General features: G+C 59.6%; 17 protein-coding genes. 13 read left to right on the top strand and 4 right to left on the bottom strand.

The genetic code is table 11. The features are described 5' to 3' along the window. The first annotated feature begins 109 nt into the window (after nucleotides 1-109). The gene (locus AC1DV6_RS09970; protein WP_477977304.1) at nucleotides 110-862 is read left to right on the top strand and encodes a hypothetical protein; all 753 of its coding nucleotides are present in this window, start codon (nucleotides 110-112) and stop codon (nucleotides 860-862) included. Here AC1DV6_RS09970 and AC1DV6_RS09965 read toward each other — a convergent pair. Together AC1DV6_RS09965 and AC1DV6_RS09960 are read right to left on the bottom strand one after the other, a co-directional pair. Continuing rightward, the gene (locus tag AC1DV6_RS09965; protein WP_477977303.1) at nucleotides 859-1,224 is read right to left on the bottom strand and encodes a SpoIIAA family protein; all 366 of its coding nucleotides are present in this window, start codon (nucleotides 1,222-1,224) and stop codon (nucleotides 859-861) included. The genes AC1DV6_RS09970 and AC1DV6_RS09965 overlap by 4 nt on opposite strands. A gap of 83 nt (nucleotides 1,225-1,307) precedes the next feature. Continuing rightward, complete coding sequence (locus tag AC1DV6_RS09960; RefSeq protein ID WP_477977302.1) at nucleotides 1,308-2,471, bottom strand: acyl-CoA dehydrogenase family protein; 1,164 nt, start codon at nucleotides 2,469-2,471, stop codon at nucleotides 1,308-1,310. A gap of 142 nt (nucleotides 2,472-2,613) precedes the next feature. Between AC1DV6_RS09960 and AC1DV6_RS09955 the strand changes: the two genes are divergently transcribed. Continuing rightward, nucleotides 2,614-3,819 carry an acetyl-CoA C-acetyltransferase gene (locus AC1DV6_RS09955; RefSeq protein ID WP_477977301.1) on the top strand — a complete coding sequence of 402 codons (1,206 nt, stop codon included), beginning with the start codon at nucleotides 2,614-2,616 and terminating at the stop codon, nucleotides 3,817-3,819. Nucleotides 3,820-3,886: 67 nt separating this feature from the next. After that, complete coding sequence (locus AC1DV6_RS09950; RefSeq protein WP_477977300.1) at nucleotides 3,887-6,046, top strand: 3-hydroxyacyl-CoA dehydrogenase NAD-binding domain-containing protein; 2,160 nt, start codon at nucleotides 3,887-3,889, stop codon at nucleotides 6,044-6,046. Between the two features lie 36 nt (nucleotides 6,047-6,082). Here AC1DV6_RS09950 and AC1DV6_RS09945 read toward each other — a convergent pair whose 3' ends face one another. After that, nucleotides 6,083-6,388: a hypothetical protein gene (locus AC1DV6_RS09945; protein WP_477977299.1), complete on the bottom strand. Its 306-nt coding sequence runs from the start codon at nucleotides 6,386-6,388 to the stop codon at nucleotides 6,083-6,085. A 250-nt stretch (nucleotides 6,389-6,638) separates the two neighbouring features. Between AC1DV6_RS09945 and AC1DV6_RS09940 the strand changes: the two genes are divergently transcribed. The 8 genes from AC1DV6_RS09940 to AC1DV6_RS09905 all read left to right on the top strand — a co-directional run bounded on the left by AC1DV6_RS09940 (nucleotide 6,639) and on the right by AC1DV6_RS09905 (nucleotide 13,123). Next, nucleotides 6,639-7,502 carry an SDR family NAD(P)-dependent oxidoreductase gene (locus tag AC1DV6_RS09940; protein WP_477977298.1) on the top strand — a complete coding sequence of 288 codons (864 nt, stop codon included), beginning with the start codon at nucleotides 6,639-6,641 and terminating at the stop codon, nucleotides 7,500-7,502. 25 nt (nucleotides 7,503-7,527) lie between these two features. Beyond that, nucleotides 7,528-7,797 carry a hypothetical protein gene (locus tag AC1DV6_RS09935; RefSeq protein ID WP_477977297.1) on the top strand — a complete coding sequence of 90 codons (270 nt, stop codon included), beginning with the start codon at nucleotides 7,528-7,530 and terminating at the stop codon, nucleotides 7,795-7,797. Nucleotides 7,798-7,819: 22 nt separating this feature from the next. Beyond that, complete coding sequence (locus tag AC1DV6_RS09930; protein ID WP_477977296.1) at nucleotides 7,820-8,722, top strand: esterase/lipase family protein; 903 nt, start codon at nucleotides 7,820-7,822, stop codon at nucleotides 8,720-8,722. Then, a complete protein-coding gene (locus AC1DV6_RS09925) occupies nucleotides 8,719-9,540 on the top strand; it encodes an esterase/lipase family protein (protein ID WP_477977295.1) in 822 nt (273 codons plus the stop codon). The genes AC1DV6_RS09930 and AC1DV6_RS09925 overlap by 4 nt, the downstream gene beginning before the upstream one ends. Before the next feature lie 9 nt (nucleotides 9,541-9,549). Beyond that, nucleotides 9,550-10,374, top strand: coding sequence for a metal-dependent hydrolase (locus AC1DV6_RS09920; protein ID WP_477977294.1), 825 nt, complete (start codon nucleotides 9,550-9,552; stop codon nucleotides 10,372-10,374). Nucleotides 10,375-10,479: 105 nt separating this feature from the next. Further along, nucleotides 10,480-11,928 (top strand): WS/DGAT/MGAT family O-acyltransferase, encoded by a 1,449-nt coding sequence (locus AC1DV6_RS09915; RefSeq protein WP_477977293.1) that lies wholly within the window; start codon nucleotides 10,480-10,482, stop codon nucleotides 11,926-11,928. A 139-nt stretch (nucleotides 11,929-12,067) separates the two neighbouring features. Beyond that, complete coding sequence (locus tag AC1DV6_RS09910; protein ID WP_477977292.1) at nucleotides 12,068-12,730, top strand: hypothetical protein; 663 nt, start codon at nucleotides 12,068-12,070, stop codon at nucleotides 12,728-12,730. Nucleotides 12,731-12,817: 87 nt separating this feature from the next. Continuing rightward, the gene (locus AC1DV6_RS09905; protein WP_477977291.1) at nucleotides 12,818-13,123 is read left to right on the top strand and encodes a DUF1330 domain-containing protein; all 306 of its coding nucleotides are present in this window, start codon (nucleotides 12,818-12,820) and stop codon (nucleotides 13,121-13,123) included. Here the strand turns inward: AC1DV6_RS09905 and AC1DV6_RS09900 are convergent, their stop codons facing one another. Then, complete coding sequence (locus tag AC1DV6_RS09900; RefSeq protein WP_477977290.1) at nucleotides 13,124-13,900, bottom strand: type 2 periplasmic-binding domain-containing protein; 777 nt, start codon at nucleotides 13,898-13,900, stop codon at nucleotides 13,124-13,126. It lies immediately after the preceding gene. Between the two features lie 80 nt (nucleotides 13,901-13,980). Between AC1DV6_RS09900 and AC1DV6_RS09895 the strand changes: the two genes are divergently transcribed. Continuing rightward, nucleotides 13,981-14,613, top strand: coding sequence for a chromate transporter (locus tag AC1DV6_RS09895; protein ID WP_477977289.1), 633 nt, complete (start codon nucleotides 13,981-13,983; stop codon nucleotides 14,611-14,613). Beyond that, nucleotides 14,610-15,218: a chromate transporter gene (locus AC1DV6_RS09890; protein ID WP_477977288.1), complete on the top strand. Its 609-nt coding sequence runs from the start codon at nucleotides 14,610-14,612 to the stop codon at nucleotides 15,216-15,218. The genes AC1DV6_RS09895 and AC1DV6_RS09890 overlap by 4 nt, the downstream gene beginning before the upstream one ends. The last annotated feature ends 13 nt before the right edge of the window (nucleotides 15,219-15,231 follow it).

Raw genomic sequence — 15,231 nt, 5'->3', positions numbered from 1 at the left:
GGCTTGCGCTGTCTGCAGCCATTGTGCCCCGTGGGTTGCAGGATGCAAAGCAGAAGTTGTCAGGGTAAGTCCGCTTGTGAGTTGGCCTGTGAGTGAAGAGTATGAATCTATGAGACGTTGGAAAATACAAAAAAAGCTGGCGGTCACCGCACTCTGCTGGATCGCATTGCATGTATTCGCTGCCGAACCTGTAGTGCTTTACTACAACGTCATTCCACCGTTCAAGATGAAGTTGCCGGATGGCTCACCGGGCGGCTTGTCTTTGACGCCTGTGCGAGACGCCTTTCGCAAAGCGGGCGTTCCGGCTGAGTGGCAAGAAGTACCCAATTTGCGGCAGAAGCTGTTGATAGCCAACAGCACAACGCCTGTCTGTGCCGTCGGTATTTACAAGACCGCAGCGCTTCAGAAGCTTGGCAAATTCAGTGCGCCGGTCTTTCGCAATCAGCCGCTGGAAGTGCTTTTGGCAAGAGGCTTGTCCGCCAAAGCACCACGCCTGAATTTGAAAGCCCTTCTTTCCGACCCTGGCAAAACAGTTGTACTGATTCGTGGGCGCTCGTACGGCGAATACGTGGATGCGCTGATCAAGAATGCAAGCGCCAAGCTGGACTACGCAAACGATGCCGCCTCCATCATCAAGATGCTGGATATCAAGCATGGCGATGCCACGATTCTTGAGCCGGAGGTAATCAACTACCACCGCACGATGTCCGCAGCGGGCGCAGAGGCATTGGAAAGCTACCAACCCAAAGACAGCCCACGCGGAGACTACCGCCACATGTTTTGCAGCCGCAGTTTTCCGGATGGCATGCTCAATCGGATCAATCGCTTTCTGGAAGAAGGTAGAAAGAGGAATCCGCGCTAGTCGCTTTGCAGCCAGTCCAATGCGGTGCCATCCTCAGCAAATGCAAAGTGGCGCACTTGTGCCGCCGAAAAATATTTTGCAAGCGATTGCGCCACATCTGCCATGTGGCTGTCCGTGACAAGGGCGACACGCTCGACCTTGTTGTAATGCGCACGGATGAAATCCAGATGTGCACCGAACCCCGCTATCGAGTCCCAACCGGGGAATGTCTTGGCATGGATCAATACGCCGTGCAGTTTGGGGTGATCAGACAAATAGGCATCCACGGCCGCACCTAGCGCAGAGAAGTCCTGCGCACTCAGCGGCGTGTGAACCTTGAGCACCAGAATGCCTTCTGGCTTCATGATGGAGTAGTCGAGCATGGTGTGTTCCTGCGTTGTTCAGGAAGACGATAAGGTTTCGTGGCCCGGGTTACTGTTCGTCGGCCCACATAGCCCAGTTCCTTCTACTTCCCGCTCAAGCCCATGGACCGGGTAATCACTTCCTTCATGATCTCGTTGGTGCCGCCGTAAATGCGCTGCACACGCGCATCGGCATAGGCACGGGTGATCGGGTATTCCCACATGTAGCCGTAGCCTCCGAACAGCTGCACGCATTCGTCCATCACCTTGCATTGCAAGTCTGTCGTCCAGTACTTGGCCATGCTGGCCGTCGCGGTGTCGAGCTTGTCCACGTTGACCAGCTCGCAGCACTTGTCGACAAACACGCGCGCCACCTGCACTTCGGTCTGCATTTCGGCCAGCTTGTAGCGGGTGTTCTGAAACGCGGCGACGGGTTGGCCAAAGACTTTGCGCTCTTTCACATAGTCCACGGTCCAGTCGATCGCGGCTTGCGCAGCTGCCACAGCGCTGATCGCAATCTGCAGGCGCTCCCACGGCAGCTGCTCCATCAGGCAGATGAAGCCCTTGTTCTCATAGGCCGCGCCGCCCAGCAGGTTCTCTGCGGGAATCTTGACGTTGTCAAAGAACAGCTCGGACGTGTCCTGCGCCTTCATGCCCATCTTCTTCAGACGCTTGCCGACGCTGAAACCCGGCATGCCGCGCTCCACCAGAATCAGGCTGGTGCCCTTGCCACCCGCCGCCGGGTTGGTCTTGGCGACGACCACCACCAGGTCGGCATGCCAGCCGTTGGTGATAAAGGTCTTGCTGCCGTTGAGCAAATAGCTGCCGTCGGCCTGCTGGATGGCTGTGGACTTGATGCCCTGCAAGTCGGAGCCTGCAGCAGGCTCGCTCATCGCAATCGCGCCAATCATCTCGCCGGATGCCAGCTTGGGCAGGTACTTGGCCTTCTGCTCCGGTGTGCCGTAGTGCAGGATGTAAGGCGCGACGATTTCGCTGTGCAGGCTGAAGCCAATGCCGGTTACGCCAGCGCGCGAGATCTCTTCGAACTGGATCACCGAGAACAGCTTGTCAGCCTCAGACCCGCCATATTCCTCGGGCATGGACATGCAGAGGAAGCCGTTGTCACCCGCCTTGTTCCAGACCGCGCGGTCCACATAGCCCTGTTCTTCCCAATCGGCATGGAACGGAACGATCTCCTTTTCGACAAACTTGCGAAAGCTGTCGCGAAAGGATTCGTGGTCGGAAGAGAAGATGGTTCGTTCAATCATGGGACACCTCGACAGAAAGCAGATATTGGGAACTGGTATTTATACAAAGCAATTGCTTGGTAAAAAGAATATACTGCATCCGGGCCTGAAAAGGCATTCCATTGCGCAATCCCCTGCTTAATTTTCTCCACGGAGTTTTCCCATGACCGAAGCCTATGTGTTCGACGCCATCCGCACGCCCCGCGGCAAGGGTAAAAAAGACGGCAGCCTGCACGAAGTCAAACCCGTCACGCTGCTCGCCGGCCTGCTGACCGATCTGCAACAGCGTCATAAGTTCGACACCGCGATGGTCGACGACGTGGTGATGGGCGTGGTCTCGCCGGTGGGCGACCAGGGCTCGGTGATCCCCAAAGTGGCGGCACTGAAGGCGGGCTGGGACTTCCAGGCATCGGGTGTACAGATCAACCGCTTCTGCGCCTCGGGCCTGGAAGCCGTCAACATGGCCGCACAAAAAGTGCGCTCTGGCTGGGAAGACCTGGTGGTCGCCGGTGGCGTGGAGAGTATGAGCCGTGTGGCGATTGGCTCCGACGGCGGCGCCTGGGCGATGGACCCGGAAACCAATTCGCAAACTGCATTTGTGCCACAGGGCATTGGCGCTGACCTGATCGCCACACTGGAGGGATTCACCCGCGCCGACGTAGATGCGTTCGCGCTAGAGTCCCAACGCCGCGCCACCAAGGCGCAGGCCGCGGGCTACTTCGATCAGTCGGTGATGCCGGTCAAGGATTTCATGGGCCAAACCATTCTGGGCAAAGACGAATTCATCAAGCCCGGCACCACGCTCGAAGGCCTAGCCGGCCTGAAGCCCGCCTTTGAACAAATGGGCGGCATGGGCTTCGATCAGGTCGCGCTCACGCGTTACCCGCAGGTCGAGCGCATCCACCATGTGCACCACGCGGGCAACTCATCCGGCATCGTGGACGGCGCAGCGGCTGTGCTGATCGGCAATGACGCTGCGGCCAAGGCGCAGAAGCTGACGCCGCGCGCACGCATCGTCGCGACGGCTCTCTCCGGCGCTGACCCGACCATCATGCTGACTGGCCCGATGCCAGCGACGCGCAAGGCACTGGCCAAGGCAGGTATGACCATCGACCAGATCGACCTGTTTGAAGTGAACGAAGCGTTTGCCGCCGTCGTCATGCGCTTCATGAAAGAGATGAAAGTGCCGCACGACAAGGTCAACGTCAACGGCGGCGCGATTGCGATGGGCCACCCGTTGGGCGCCACCGGCGCGATGATTCTGGGCACGCTGATTGACGAGCTGCATCGCCGCAAGCTGCGCTACGGCCTGGCCACGCTGTGCGTGGGCGGCGGCATGGGCATTGCGACTATTGTCGAGAGAATTTAAACGAAATAGGCCTCCAGCGCCCGTAGTACAGGCGTGAGCAGCTCCTCAATTAATAGCAGACTCCAACATGAAAACTATCCAATATTCCCTGGCTGACGGCATTGCCACCATCACCTTCGACGAACCTAACTCGCCCGTGAACACCATGTGCCTGCAGTGGCAGGAAGACATGACAGCCGTCACCGAGCAGGTATTGAAGGACAAGGACGCGATCAAAGGCATCCTGCTGGCATCGGCCAAATCCACCTTCTTTGCCGGTGCCGATCTGAAAGCTGCGATGCGCCTCAAGCCTTCCGATGCAACTACCGCGTTCACGGAAATCGAGCACCTGAAGAAGAACATGCGCACCATCGAGACCCTGGGCAAGCCCGTGGTCAGCCTGCTCAACGGCACGGCGCTGGGCGGCGGCTGGGAAGTGGCGCTGATCGGCCACCACCGCATCGCCATCGATGACCGCAAGATCCAGTTTGGCCTGCCCGAAGTGACCTTGGGCTTGCTGCCCGGCGCCAGTGGCGTGACCAAGATGACGCGCCACCTGGGCCTGATGGGCGCGCAGCCCTATCTGGTCGAAGGCAAGCTGTTTTCGCCGGCAGACGCCAAAGGCCTGGGCCTGGTGCATGACCTGGTCGCGACCGGCGACAACGCCGCAGCCGAGATGAAGACCAAGGCGCTGGCGTGGATTGCGGCCAACCCCACTGCCCAACACCCATGGGAAGTCAAAGGTTACAAGGTACCTGGCGGCCTGCCAAGCAATCCGGCCGTGGCGCAGATGCTGCCCGTGGCCCCGGCCATGATCAAGAAGCAGACCCGCGGCCTGTATCCCGCGCCCGAAGCCATCATGGCTTGTATGGTCGAAGGCCTGCAGGTAGACATCGAGACCGCGCTGCGCATCGAGAGTCGCTACCTCGCCAAGCTGATGACTGGCACTAACGCGAAGGCGATGATCAACACCTTCTTCTTCAACCTCAACGCGATCAAGAGCGGCACCAGTCGCCCCGCTGGAATCGCCAAGTTCAAGCCCGCCAAGGTCGGCCTGCTGGGCGCCGGCATGATGGGCGCTGGCATTGCGTATTCGCAAGCGAGCAAGGGGATCGCGACGGTGCTGAAAGACGTGAGCCAGGAGAAGGCCGACACCGGCAAGGGTTACGCCGCCAAAATCACGCAAGGCCGCGTCGACAAGGGCCGCATGAAGCCCGAAGTGCAGGCCGAAATCCTGGGCCGCATCCAGGCCACCGCGTCGAACGACGACCTGAAGGGTTGCGATCTGATCATCGAAGCCGTATTCGAGAACCGCGAGCTCAAGGCCAAGGTCACGCAGGAAACCGAGCCCCTGTTGGCCGCAGGTGGCTTCTTCGCCTCCAACACCTCCACGCTGCCGATCACTGGTCTCGCTAAAGCCAGCCGCGATGCGAAGAAGTTCATTGGCATCCACTTCTTCAGCCCCGTCGACAAGATGCAACTGGTGGAGATCATCAAGGGCAAGGAGACCGACGACGAGACCGTGGCGCGCGCTTACGACTATGTGCAGACGCTGGGCAAGTTCCCCATCGTCGTCAACGACTCGCGCGGCTTTTTCACCAGCCGTGTGTTTGGCACCTTTGTGATGGAAGGCGCCGCGATGCTGGGCGAAGGCATCCCCGCCGCAGCGATTGAAAACGCTGGCATCCAGTGCGGCATGCCGGTCGGCCCACTGGCCGTGCTGGACGAAACCGCCCTCACCCTGTCGCTGCATGTGATGGACCAGACCAAGAAAGATTTCGAAGCCGAGGGCAAGACCTACACCGCGACACCGGGCGAGTTGGTCGTCGAGAAGATGGTCAAGCAACATAACCGCCCCGGCCGCGCCGGTGGTGCAGGCTTCTACGAATACCCCACAGAGAAAGGTGTGAAGAAGTTCCTGTGGCCTGAACTCAAGGGGCTGTTCGAAAAGTCAGATGCGCAGTGGAACATCACCGACCTGAAAGACCGGCTGCTGTACCGCCAGGCTGTAGAGACCGCCCGCTGCCTGTCCGAGAACGTGCTGACCAGCGTGCACGACGCCAACATCGGCTCGATCTTCGGCATCGGATTTCCGGCGTGGACCGGTGGCGCGATGCAGTTCATCTATGGCATGGGGATCGAGGCCTTTGAGGCGCGTTCCGCTGAGCTGGCCAAGGCCTATGGTCCAGGCTTTGCGTTGACTGCTGACGTCAAGGCGGCGATCCGCAAGTACCAACCGCAGTATTGAGTGTTGAACGCCCGAATCCGGTGGGCGCCGCCAAGCTTATCGCCGCATCAAAGCGGCTTTTTGGGCCGGCCATTCAAACAATCGGGTGATTTCTGCGAGGACGGTCTGCGCGACGGACTCGCCTCTGTGCGACGCAATGGCCCGCATCAGATTGGGCCGCAGGTACCAGAGATCATCCAGATTGCTCGCGCGGCTGATTCTGGTGTCCAGCGACTGGTCGATTGCGTCGCAGTAGCGCTCCAAGGCCGAGCGCATGGCGCTCTGTACGCGCTCCAGGCTGAGTTCAGGGGCTTCAGCCGGGCATTTGTCAAAGAACTTGAATATGCCGTGAATAACATTCATACGATCCAACTTCGTCTTGTGGCCATAGCTCGCACTCCCCATGGAGTACGGCATTCATTGGGTCGGCCATCTGGTTTTGCAGCAAATTCTAGACACTGGAGAAGCGCCCTCTCGTCGGTGCTTACCCGCTTGGTAATTACCCCATGAAAGCCCGTTCTTCAGGGTTCTCCAGCCGGTTAAAAATAGGCGAAGATGGCATGCTGTTCAGTCTGCCCATGGGCAGTAGGAATACCCACCGGAGCACGCTGCAATGAACGCAAGACCCATACAAGGCAAATCCGTTGTGATCACCGGTGGGGCATCGGGCATTGGAGAAGCGTTGGCGCTGGCCTTGGCACAACGCGGCGCGCGGCTGCTGTTGGCAGATATTGATGCAGCGGGTTTGGCCCGCGTGCAGCGTGCGGCGCAGGCTTTGGGCGCGCAATGCCACATACAAGCAACCGACACCGGAAGCGAAGATGCTATCAAATCGCTAGCTGCTTACGCAATATCCACGGGCTATGGAGCCGATATTGTCATCAATAATGCAGGCGTAGGATTGCTGTCACCAGTGGACAAACTACAGATCGACGATGCGCATTGGCTGATGAACATCAACTTCTGGGGCGTGGTGCACGGCTGCCGGGCCTTTATCCCATTGATGCGCGGCAAACCGGATACGGTGCTGGTCAATACCTCCAGCATCTTCGCAATGATCTCGATCCCCACACAAAGCATCTACAACGCCAGCAAAGCCGCGGTGCGCGGTTTTAGCGATGCGCTGCGCGAAGAGCTGCGCAGCGACGGTATTGATGTGCTGTGTGTGCACCCCGGCGGCATCAAGACCAACATCGCCAACAAGGCACGCATCACCGATGTGAGCATGGTGGCTGATTCGGACCAGGAAATGCGCGACAACTTCACCAAGCTGGCCCGCACCACACCCGCAGAGGCCGCTGCCGTGATCATCGAAGCGATTGAGTCACGCAAGACCCGCGTACTGATTGGCGCAGACGCGAAGTTCATGGATCTGTTGTTCCGTCTGTTTCCTACCCGCGCATCGCGCTGGTTCAGCAACCTGGGCCAACGCATGCGGGCGCGTGCGCGGCACCAAATCACGACCTCCAACAACTGAACATCTTTAACCGAGAAACATCTTCATGAATACAGTTCTCAAAGCCGGTTGCATCGCACTGTACGCATTGGCGCTGGCCAGCCTGCTATGGACCTTCCCCAATGGCGCAGGCCCTGTCATTCAGACGCTGGCTTTGGCTTTTCTGGCAGTCCATGCGCTGGAAATGCTGATCGCGTTCAAGTACATCAAAACCTATCCCGGCCCGCTGTGGGTGAGCATCGTTCTGTCGCTGCTGTATGGCCTGCTGCATTGGATGCCACTGGCCAAAGCCAAGCACAATTCCGCCCAAGGCTGATCCACTCACGTCTCGGAAACCTATGCTCGCCAAACTCCTTCGCCTGTCGATCTTCACCCAACTCTTGCTGGGCGCAGGCCTGGGTTATTGCCTGCAATCCGCAGGCTGCGTGCCACCTTGGGCCGGCGTATGCATTGCGCTTTGCCTGCCATTTGCGGTGATGATTTTGGTAGACACCTGGAGCGGCATCCTGTCGCGCGGTGACGAACCGCTGTCCGACTGGTTCAAGTCACTCTTCGGCGAGTACTGGGCAGGCATTGTTGTTTTCATCTTCCGCCAGCCGTGGGCCACTCAGCCGCCCGTGCTATTGCCCGCCACGGGCGATGCCAACCGCATTCCGGTTGTGCTGGTGCATGGCTATGTGTGCAACCACCGCATCTGGGACGACATCATTCCCGTCTTGCGCGCGCAGGGCCATGCGGTGCATGCCGTCAACCTGGAGCCACTGTATTGCTCGATAGACCGCTATGCACCCATCGTCGACGCAGCGGTGCAGACCCTCCTCGCGCAAAGCGGCCACAAGCAGGTCGCGCTGGTGGGCCACAGCATGGGCGGTTTGGCGATTCGCGCCTGGCTGCGCACCCATGGCAGCGCGCGCGCTGCACGCGTGCTGACCCTTGGCACACCCCATGTCGGCACCAAGATTGCCGACGCATTGCCCAAAAGCGCGCACACGCCGAACGGCAAACAAATGGTCTGGGAAAGCGATTGGCTCAAAGGTCTGGCAGCAGCAGAAACCGATGCCACCCGCGCGCTGTTTCGCATTGCCCTCACGCCGCAAGACAACATCGTCTTCCCGCAGCGCGCGCAGGTGTTGCAAGGCGTTGAGGCGACCGTCTTCCCCGGCATTGGCCATGTGCAGATGTGCCTGGACGGGGATGTGATCGAATGGGTGGCCAGTCATTTGAAAGACGCCTCTGTATGAGCAAACCCAAACGCATGTCTCGCCTTAAGCGCCTGCGCGCCTCGCTGACGCAGTTCCCCGACATCGCGCCGCCCTCCTCCTGGCTGTTGGCCTCGGAGTCGCGCGCGGTGTGGGAGCTGTGGGCCGGGCTGGCGATGTTTTTCCCCGTCAAGCGCATGGCCAAGCGCGGCGACGGCCACCCGGTGCTGGTGCTACCTGGCTTGGGAGCTACCGATGTATCCACCGTGCTGCTACGCAAATTCCTGGATGACCTGGGCTATGTGTCCTACGCCTGGAAACAGGGCCGCAACCGCGGCTTCAATGACGACATGGGCGAGGCCTTGCTTACGCGGCTGCACGGTATTCACCTGAAACACGGTCAACAAGTCACCGTGATCGGCCAAAGCCTGGGCGGTGTCTATGCGCGCGAACTGGCCAAGCTGGCGCCCACCAAAGTGCGCCAGGTGATCACGTTAGGCTCGCCCTTCTCTGGCCATCCGCTGGCGTCCACTGGCATACGCGCCTATGAATGGCTGTCTGGCGAGCGCATTGAAGACATGGACTTTGACCGCCACCATGAAATTCGCGCTACGCCGCCCGTGCCAACCACGTCGGTCTACAGCAAGCTCGATGGCATCGTCGCCTGGAAGTGTTCGATTGAAAGCGGCGCGGGCCAGACGGAAAACATCCACCTGCGTGGCGCCACCCATTGCGGCATGGCCTGTAGCCCCGCCGCACTGTATTTGCTGGCTGACCGGCTGGCGCAAAATCAGCAGAACTGGCGGCCCTTCGCACCACACGGCGCGGCGCGCTTGCTGTATGGTGTGGCTGATCATTAGGGGCTCCGTATGACTGATCTGACCGTTCGCAAACTGCTGATTGATCTCAACACGCCGTTCGATGTGCGCTGGAATGGCGGCGATGCGTTTCGCTCGGCCTTCTTCAACGCGCTGTCCATGAGCTTCCCGGTGGGCGAACAGTACTTCATGGACTCGGTGCGCGCGGGGCTGAAAGCCCTGCCTGAAGAAGTCCGCGCCCAGTGGGCGACTGAGGTGCAGGGCTTTGTCGGCCAGGAAGCCACGCACCGGCGCATCCACGCGCTGTTCAACGGCCATCTGTCCAATCAGGGTTTTGACAATGTGCTGGAACGTCGCGCTGCGCGCCGCTTGCAACGCTACGCGCACATGGAGACGCGTATCCACGTGGGCTCCACTGCCGCCACCGAGCACTTGACCGCGATCTTTGCCGACTGGATGCTGCGCCACCCCGAGGCAATGGAAGGCGCCGAGCCGCGCCTGCGAACCTTGTGGCTGTGGCACAGCGCTGAAGAGTCCGAGCACCGCAGCACGGCGTTTGACATTTACAAAGCCATGGACGGCAACGACAAATGGCGCGTGCGCATCTTCCGTTACGTGACCATCACCTTCCTCGCCGACATCACCCGCCAGACGGTCCGCAATTTGTGGCATGACGGTGCACTTTTCAAATGGAGCACCTGGCGCAGTTGCTGGCGCTTGCTGCTGGCCAAAGACGGCATGTTCCGCGGCAACTTTGCAGAGTGGAAGGCCTACATGAAACCCGATTTCCATCCACGCCAGCAGGAGTCGGGCCTGTCAGAGCAATGGCTGCGGGACAACGCTGCGCAGTTCACTGCGGTCGGCCAAGCCGCCTGAGGCACACATTCCCCTGGCCCGGACATAGGGGCTTCTACTGCTATCCATCGGCCAGCGAATCCCTACACTGGGCGTGTGACCGTTTAAGCCTATTGGAGCCGTTTGATGAAAGCCTTGAGCCCTACCGATTCCGCCTTCCTGTGGATGGAAACGCGCAACCAGCCCATGCATGTTGCAGGGCTCAACATCTACACGCCCCCAAAAGGCGCAGGCCCCGAGTTTGTCGGCAAGATGCTGGAGGAATGGCGCCAGCATCTGGGCGCGCAAGCACCGTTCAATCTGAAACCCAAACTGCGCTTTGGCATGTGGCATTGGGAAGAGGACAAAGATTTCGAGATGGACTACCACGTGCGCCATCTCGCGCTGCCGCAGCCCGGGCGCATCCGGGAATTGCTGGCGCTGGTGTCACGCGTGCACGGCAACCTGATGGACCGCAACCGCCCACTGTGGGAGTGCTATGTGATCGAAGGACTGCCGGGTGGGCGCTTCGCAACCTATATCAAGATGCACCACGCGCTGGTGGACGGCGTCAGCGGCGCGAAGATGACCGCGCAGGCGATGTCGACCACCGCCAAAGAACACAAGCCGCCGCTATGGGCACAAACGCTGGGCAAGCCCCCTCGCCCGCGCCCTGCGTCTTCCAGCAAAGGCTTGCGGGAGCAATTGAATGAACTGGCCCAGGCCGGGCGCGAGATCTTGCCCGGCATTGGCGCGGGCCTTGTCGACCTGGCCCGCTCCGCAGCCGGCGAAGAAACGCCCATCGCTGCGTTGAAAGCGCCGCCCACCGCCTTCAACGTCGAGATTTCCGGTTCACGCCGCTTTGCCGCGCAGTCCTTTGCGCTGTCACGCCTCAAGCGCATCGGCCAAGCCGCCAACGCCACCGTCAACGACGTGACCCTCGCCATTTGCGCTGGTGCCTTGCGCCAATACCTGCAAACCCACGCAAAGCTGCCTTCCAAACCATTGGTTGCGATGGTGCCGGTATCGCTGCACGGCGAGACCGACTTGGGCGGCAACCAGGTCACGCTGTTATTGGCCGAGCTGGCCACGCACATCAAGGACCCACTCAAACGCCTGGAGAAGATCAAGACCTCCACCACACAAGCCAAGGACAAGCTGCGCAGCATGTCGCGCCTGGGAAAGATGGCCTATGGCATGACTTCGATTGCCACCTTCGGCCCTGCGCTGGCCACCAAGCTGGCCGGCAAATATCCGCCGTTCAACCTGGTGATCTCCAACGTACCCGGCGCGCGCGAATCGCTGTACATGAACGGCGCAGCGCTGGACGAGATCTACCCGGTCTCCATCCCGACGCACTACCTGGCGCTGAACATCACCATCAGCGGCTACCGCGACCACCTGGGTTTCGGCTTCATCGCCTGCCGCCGCTCGGTCCCTGCGCTGCAGCGCATGTTGGATTACACCGAGCAATCGATTGCGGAACTGGAAGAAGCGCTGGGACTGGATGCGCCGGTGGCGAAACAGGTGGCGACCAAAACTACGGCCGCCAAACCGGCCGCCAAGAAGGCCGTGAAGAAGAAACCCAAGGCCTGACTTTATTGATGGAGTTGGGACACCGGTACATTGCTAGACTTCTGCTTCGCAGCGTAAGCAGACTTCCAGCGACAAAGTCCAACTTGATACACCCCTAATGGTTCTTTTGCATTTTTCGTTAGCCACCTGATCGACCACCATGTTGCTATTCCGCGCCCTTCTGCTTGTTGTCTGTGCCATTGCCTACCTGCCAAATGCGATGGCAGAGACACCGCCGACAAAGGAAACAATTGCGACTTGGTGGACGGCGAAGTCCGTGGAAGCAATGGACGTTATTGGGGAACCCGTTGAAATTCACCTTCGAGGCAGAGAAGTTGCCTATCTCGTAGATGTGGCATTTAACCGTGGGAGGAATGACACGTTCCATATTGCAATGGTTCGTCCACGTTTAAAGGAAGTGCGCGAAGTCGCTGAGCCAGTTGCGAAGATTGCCCAGGTCCAAGACCTTGACCGAAATGGTGTCTCGGAGGTGGTGGCCGAAACAATTGGCTCCGGCCAAGGAACAACGTCAGGAGTTCGGGTCATCGTGCAATTTGAAGGCTGGACTCCCCTGATTCTTCATAAGGCGGAGTTTGAGGAAGGATGCGGCTCCATTGGTATGGATATCGGGTGCTACAGCAAAACCGTTTCTTGGAGATTTGCCGACTTAAACGGTGATGGCAATCTCGATCTGATAGAGGAAATCACTATCAAGGACAGCCCACCCAAGAAGCCTTCTGTTACGTCGAAGGAGCCGCATATGTTCCTGTTCAATGGTAGTGAGTTTGTCGAGTCCAAGAAGCCAGTAGGTGCAGGCAGGTAGCACTGAATTTAGTGTCTGCTTTAGAGCGAGGCACAAGACCGCTAACAGCCTGTAGCAGTCACCCCAATAGATCAAAAGGAGTCCACCATGCCCGCCGCCTACGTCATCGTCGATATGCAAATATCCGATATGGAGCAGTACAAGCAGTACATGGCCGATGCACCCGCATCCATCAAGGCAGCGGGCGGTGAATATATGGTTCGTGGCGGTCAGTTCGAGACACTGGAAGGTGAATGGAATCCCAGCCGGATGGCGGTGTTGAAATTCCCCAGCTATGAAGCCGCCAAGGGCTGGTACGACGGCGAGATGTACCGTGCTGCGCGGGCCAAGCGCGCGGGCGCTACCGACTATTTCAATATGGTTGTGGTCGAAGGGATTCCTGCACCTGTGTGATCAGTGCAGGGCTCCAGCCTCGGCCGCCTTGTATTCCGGCGACCTGCGGACCATGTCAATCGCTTTCCAGATTGCCTCTATCCGTTTGGGGTCCCGGTCGTACGTCAAACGACCGATGATCAGATAGCTGGGAAGCAACTCGTAGGGCGTTTTGGAGGCCGTGACTCTTTTGGTAAGGGCTGCGTCTGACCTCAGAAATAGTTCGGGCTCAACGCCCTGGATGACGGCAACGTCAAACATGCCCGCGGCAAGCTGGCGTATCGCATCGGGTCCGGAGGTGGTAGCTTCCTGCACCTTGAAACCGCGCTGGCGCAGGATATCGGCGGTGACGTATCCACGTTGGACCAGCACACCTTTGCCGGGGGCCCGGAGTTCCTTGCCATCCCACGACGCCTGGCCGCCCACGCGCAAAAACACATTGAAACTGTCGACGTGCAACGCGCGCCGCGTGTCGGAGCGGCCATCTTGCAGGGTTGGGTACACGCCCCAGTGACGCCGCTCTTCAGTGTCTGCCGCCCCAAACAAGCCGTCAACACTTCCCTCACGCACTTCTTTCAAACACCGTGCCCATGGCCTCGCAGAAAACTCAAAGTTCTCGCCGAGCATTTTTTCAACGCGCTTCAGCAGGTCAATATTCAAGCCTGTGCCGTCGGGCATCGTCCACGGCGTTTGTGGGACATCTTCAAAGCACAGCAACAACGGTTTGTTTTCGGCGCCAGCGCTCGCGCAAATGGCCAAACCGGTAACCATGCTGGCAACCACGCTGCGAAACCCCATGCGACCTCCCGGAAATACCAATTGAATACTGAATACGCCGATCATTTTTCCGCAAAACCTTTGCAAAGTCGACCCTTTGGATGGCCGTTACCATATACCCAACACCTCTGCGGTCAGCCCTCCCCGTGCAAGACAATCCCTCCCACCCCCAACCCAATTCCTGCAAAGACCTGTTCTGGTCATTTTCCTTTCTGGCGCTGCAGGGGTTTGGTGGCGTGCTGGCCGTGGTTCAGCGTGAGTTGGTGGAAAACAAGAAGTGGCTTACGCGCGCGGAGTTTGTCGAAGACTGGGCCGTAGCCCAAATCCTGCCCGGCCCCAACGTCGTCAACCTCGCGCTGATGATTGGTGACCGCTACTTCGGCATGCGCGGCGCGCTGGCTGCGCTGGCCGGCATGTTGCTGTTCCCGTTGGGCATCGTGCTGGTCATTGCGATCGCCTTTGCCGGCATTTCGGATATGCCGCAGGTCCAAGGTGCGCTGCGCGGCATGGGCGCCATTGCCGCCGCGCTGATCACCGCCACTGGCCTGAAACTGATCTCTGCGATGAAGGGCAATGTGATGGGGGCGCCTGTGTGCTGGGCGCTGGCAGCACTGACGTTCATCGCGATTGGAATTTTGCGCTGGCCGCTGTTTTGGGTGCTGTTGGGCTTTGGCGGCGCCGCCTGCTTCTGGGCCTACCGGCAACTGGGTCTGCTGGAAGAGAACAAGCCATGAGCGAAGCACTGCACATCAGTCTGGGCTTTGGTGATTGGCTGGCGCTGTTCACGCACTTCATGTCGCTATCCCTATTGGCGGTCGGCGGTGCGATCACCACCGCGCCCGACATGCACCGCTACCTGGTGGGCGAGCACCAATGGTTGACCGACAGCCAGTTCACCTCCAGCATCGCGCTGGCACAGGCGGCTCCCGGCCCTAACGTGCTGTTCATTGCGCTCTTGGGCTGGAACGTCGGCGTCAACGCCGCAGGCGGCATGGGCGCGGGCCTGATGGCCGGAGTCTACGGACTGTTGGGCGTAATGGTCACGATGATAGGCATCATGCTGCCCAGCACCACTCTCACCTTCGCCGCCGCGCGCTGGGGCCACCAGAACCGCGAATTGCGCTCCGTGCGCGCCTTCAAGCAAGGCATGGCGCCCATCGTGATCGCGCTGCTCAGCGCCACCGGCTGGATTTTGGCCAGCAGCCACGGCAACCCCATAGAGAACTGGCGCCTGTGGCTACTCACGGTGGTCGCTACCGTGGTGGTCTGGCGCACCAAGGTACACATCCTGGTGCTGATTGGCGCCGGAGCAGTGCTGGGGTGGTTGGGCTGGGTTTAGCGCAGTAGCGCGG

The organism is Rhodoferax sp. P2_H8_2 (assembly GCF_056403235.1).
The sequence above is the reverse complement of the archived record's forward strand: the minus strand, read 5'-3'. Positions and strand labels throughout refer to the sequence as shown.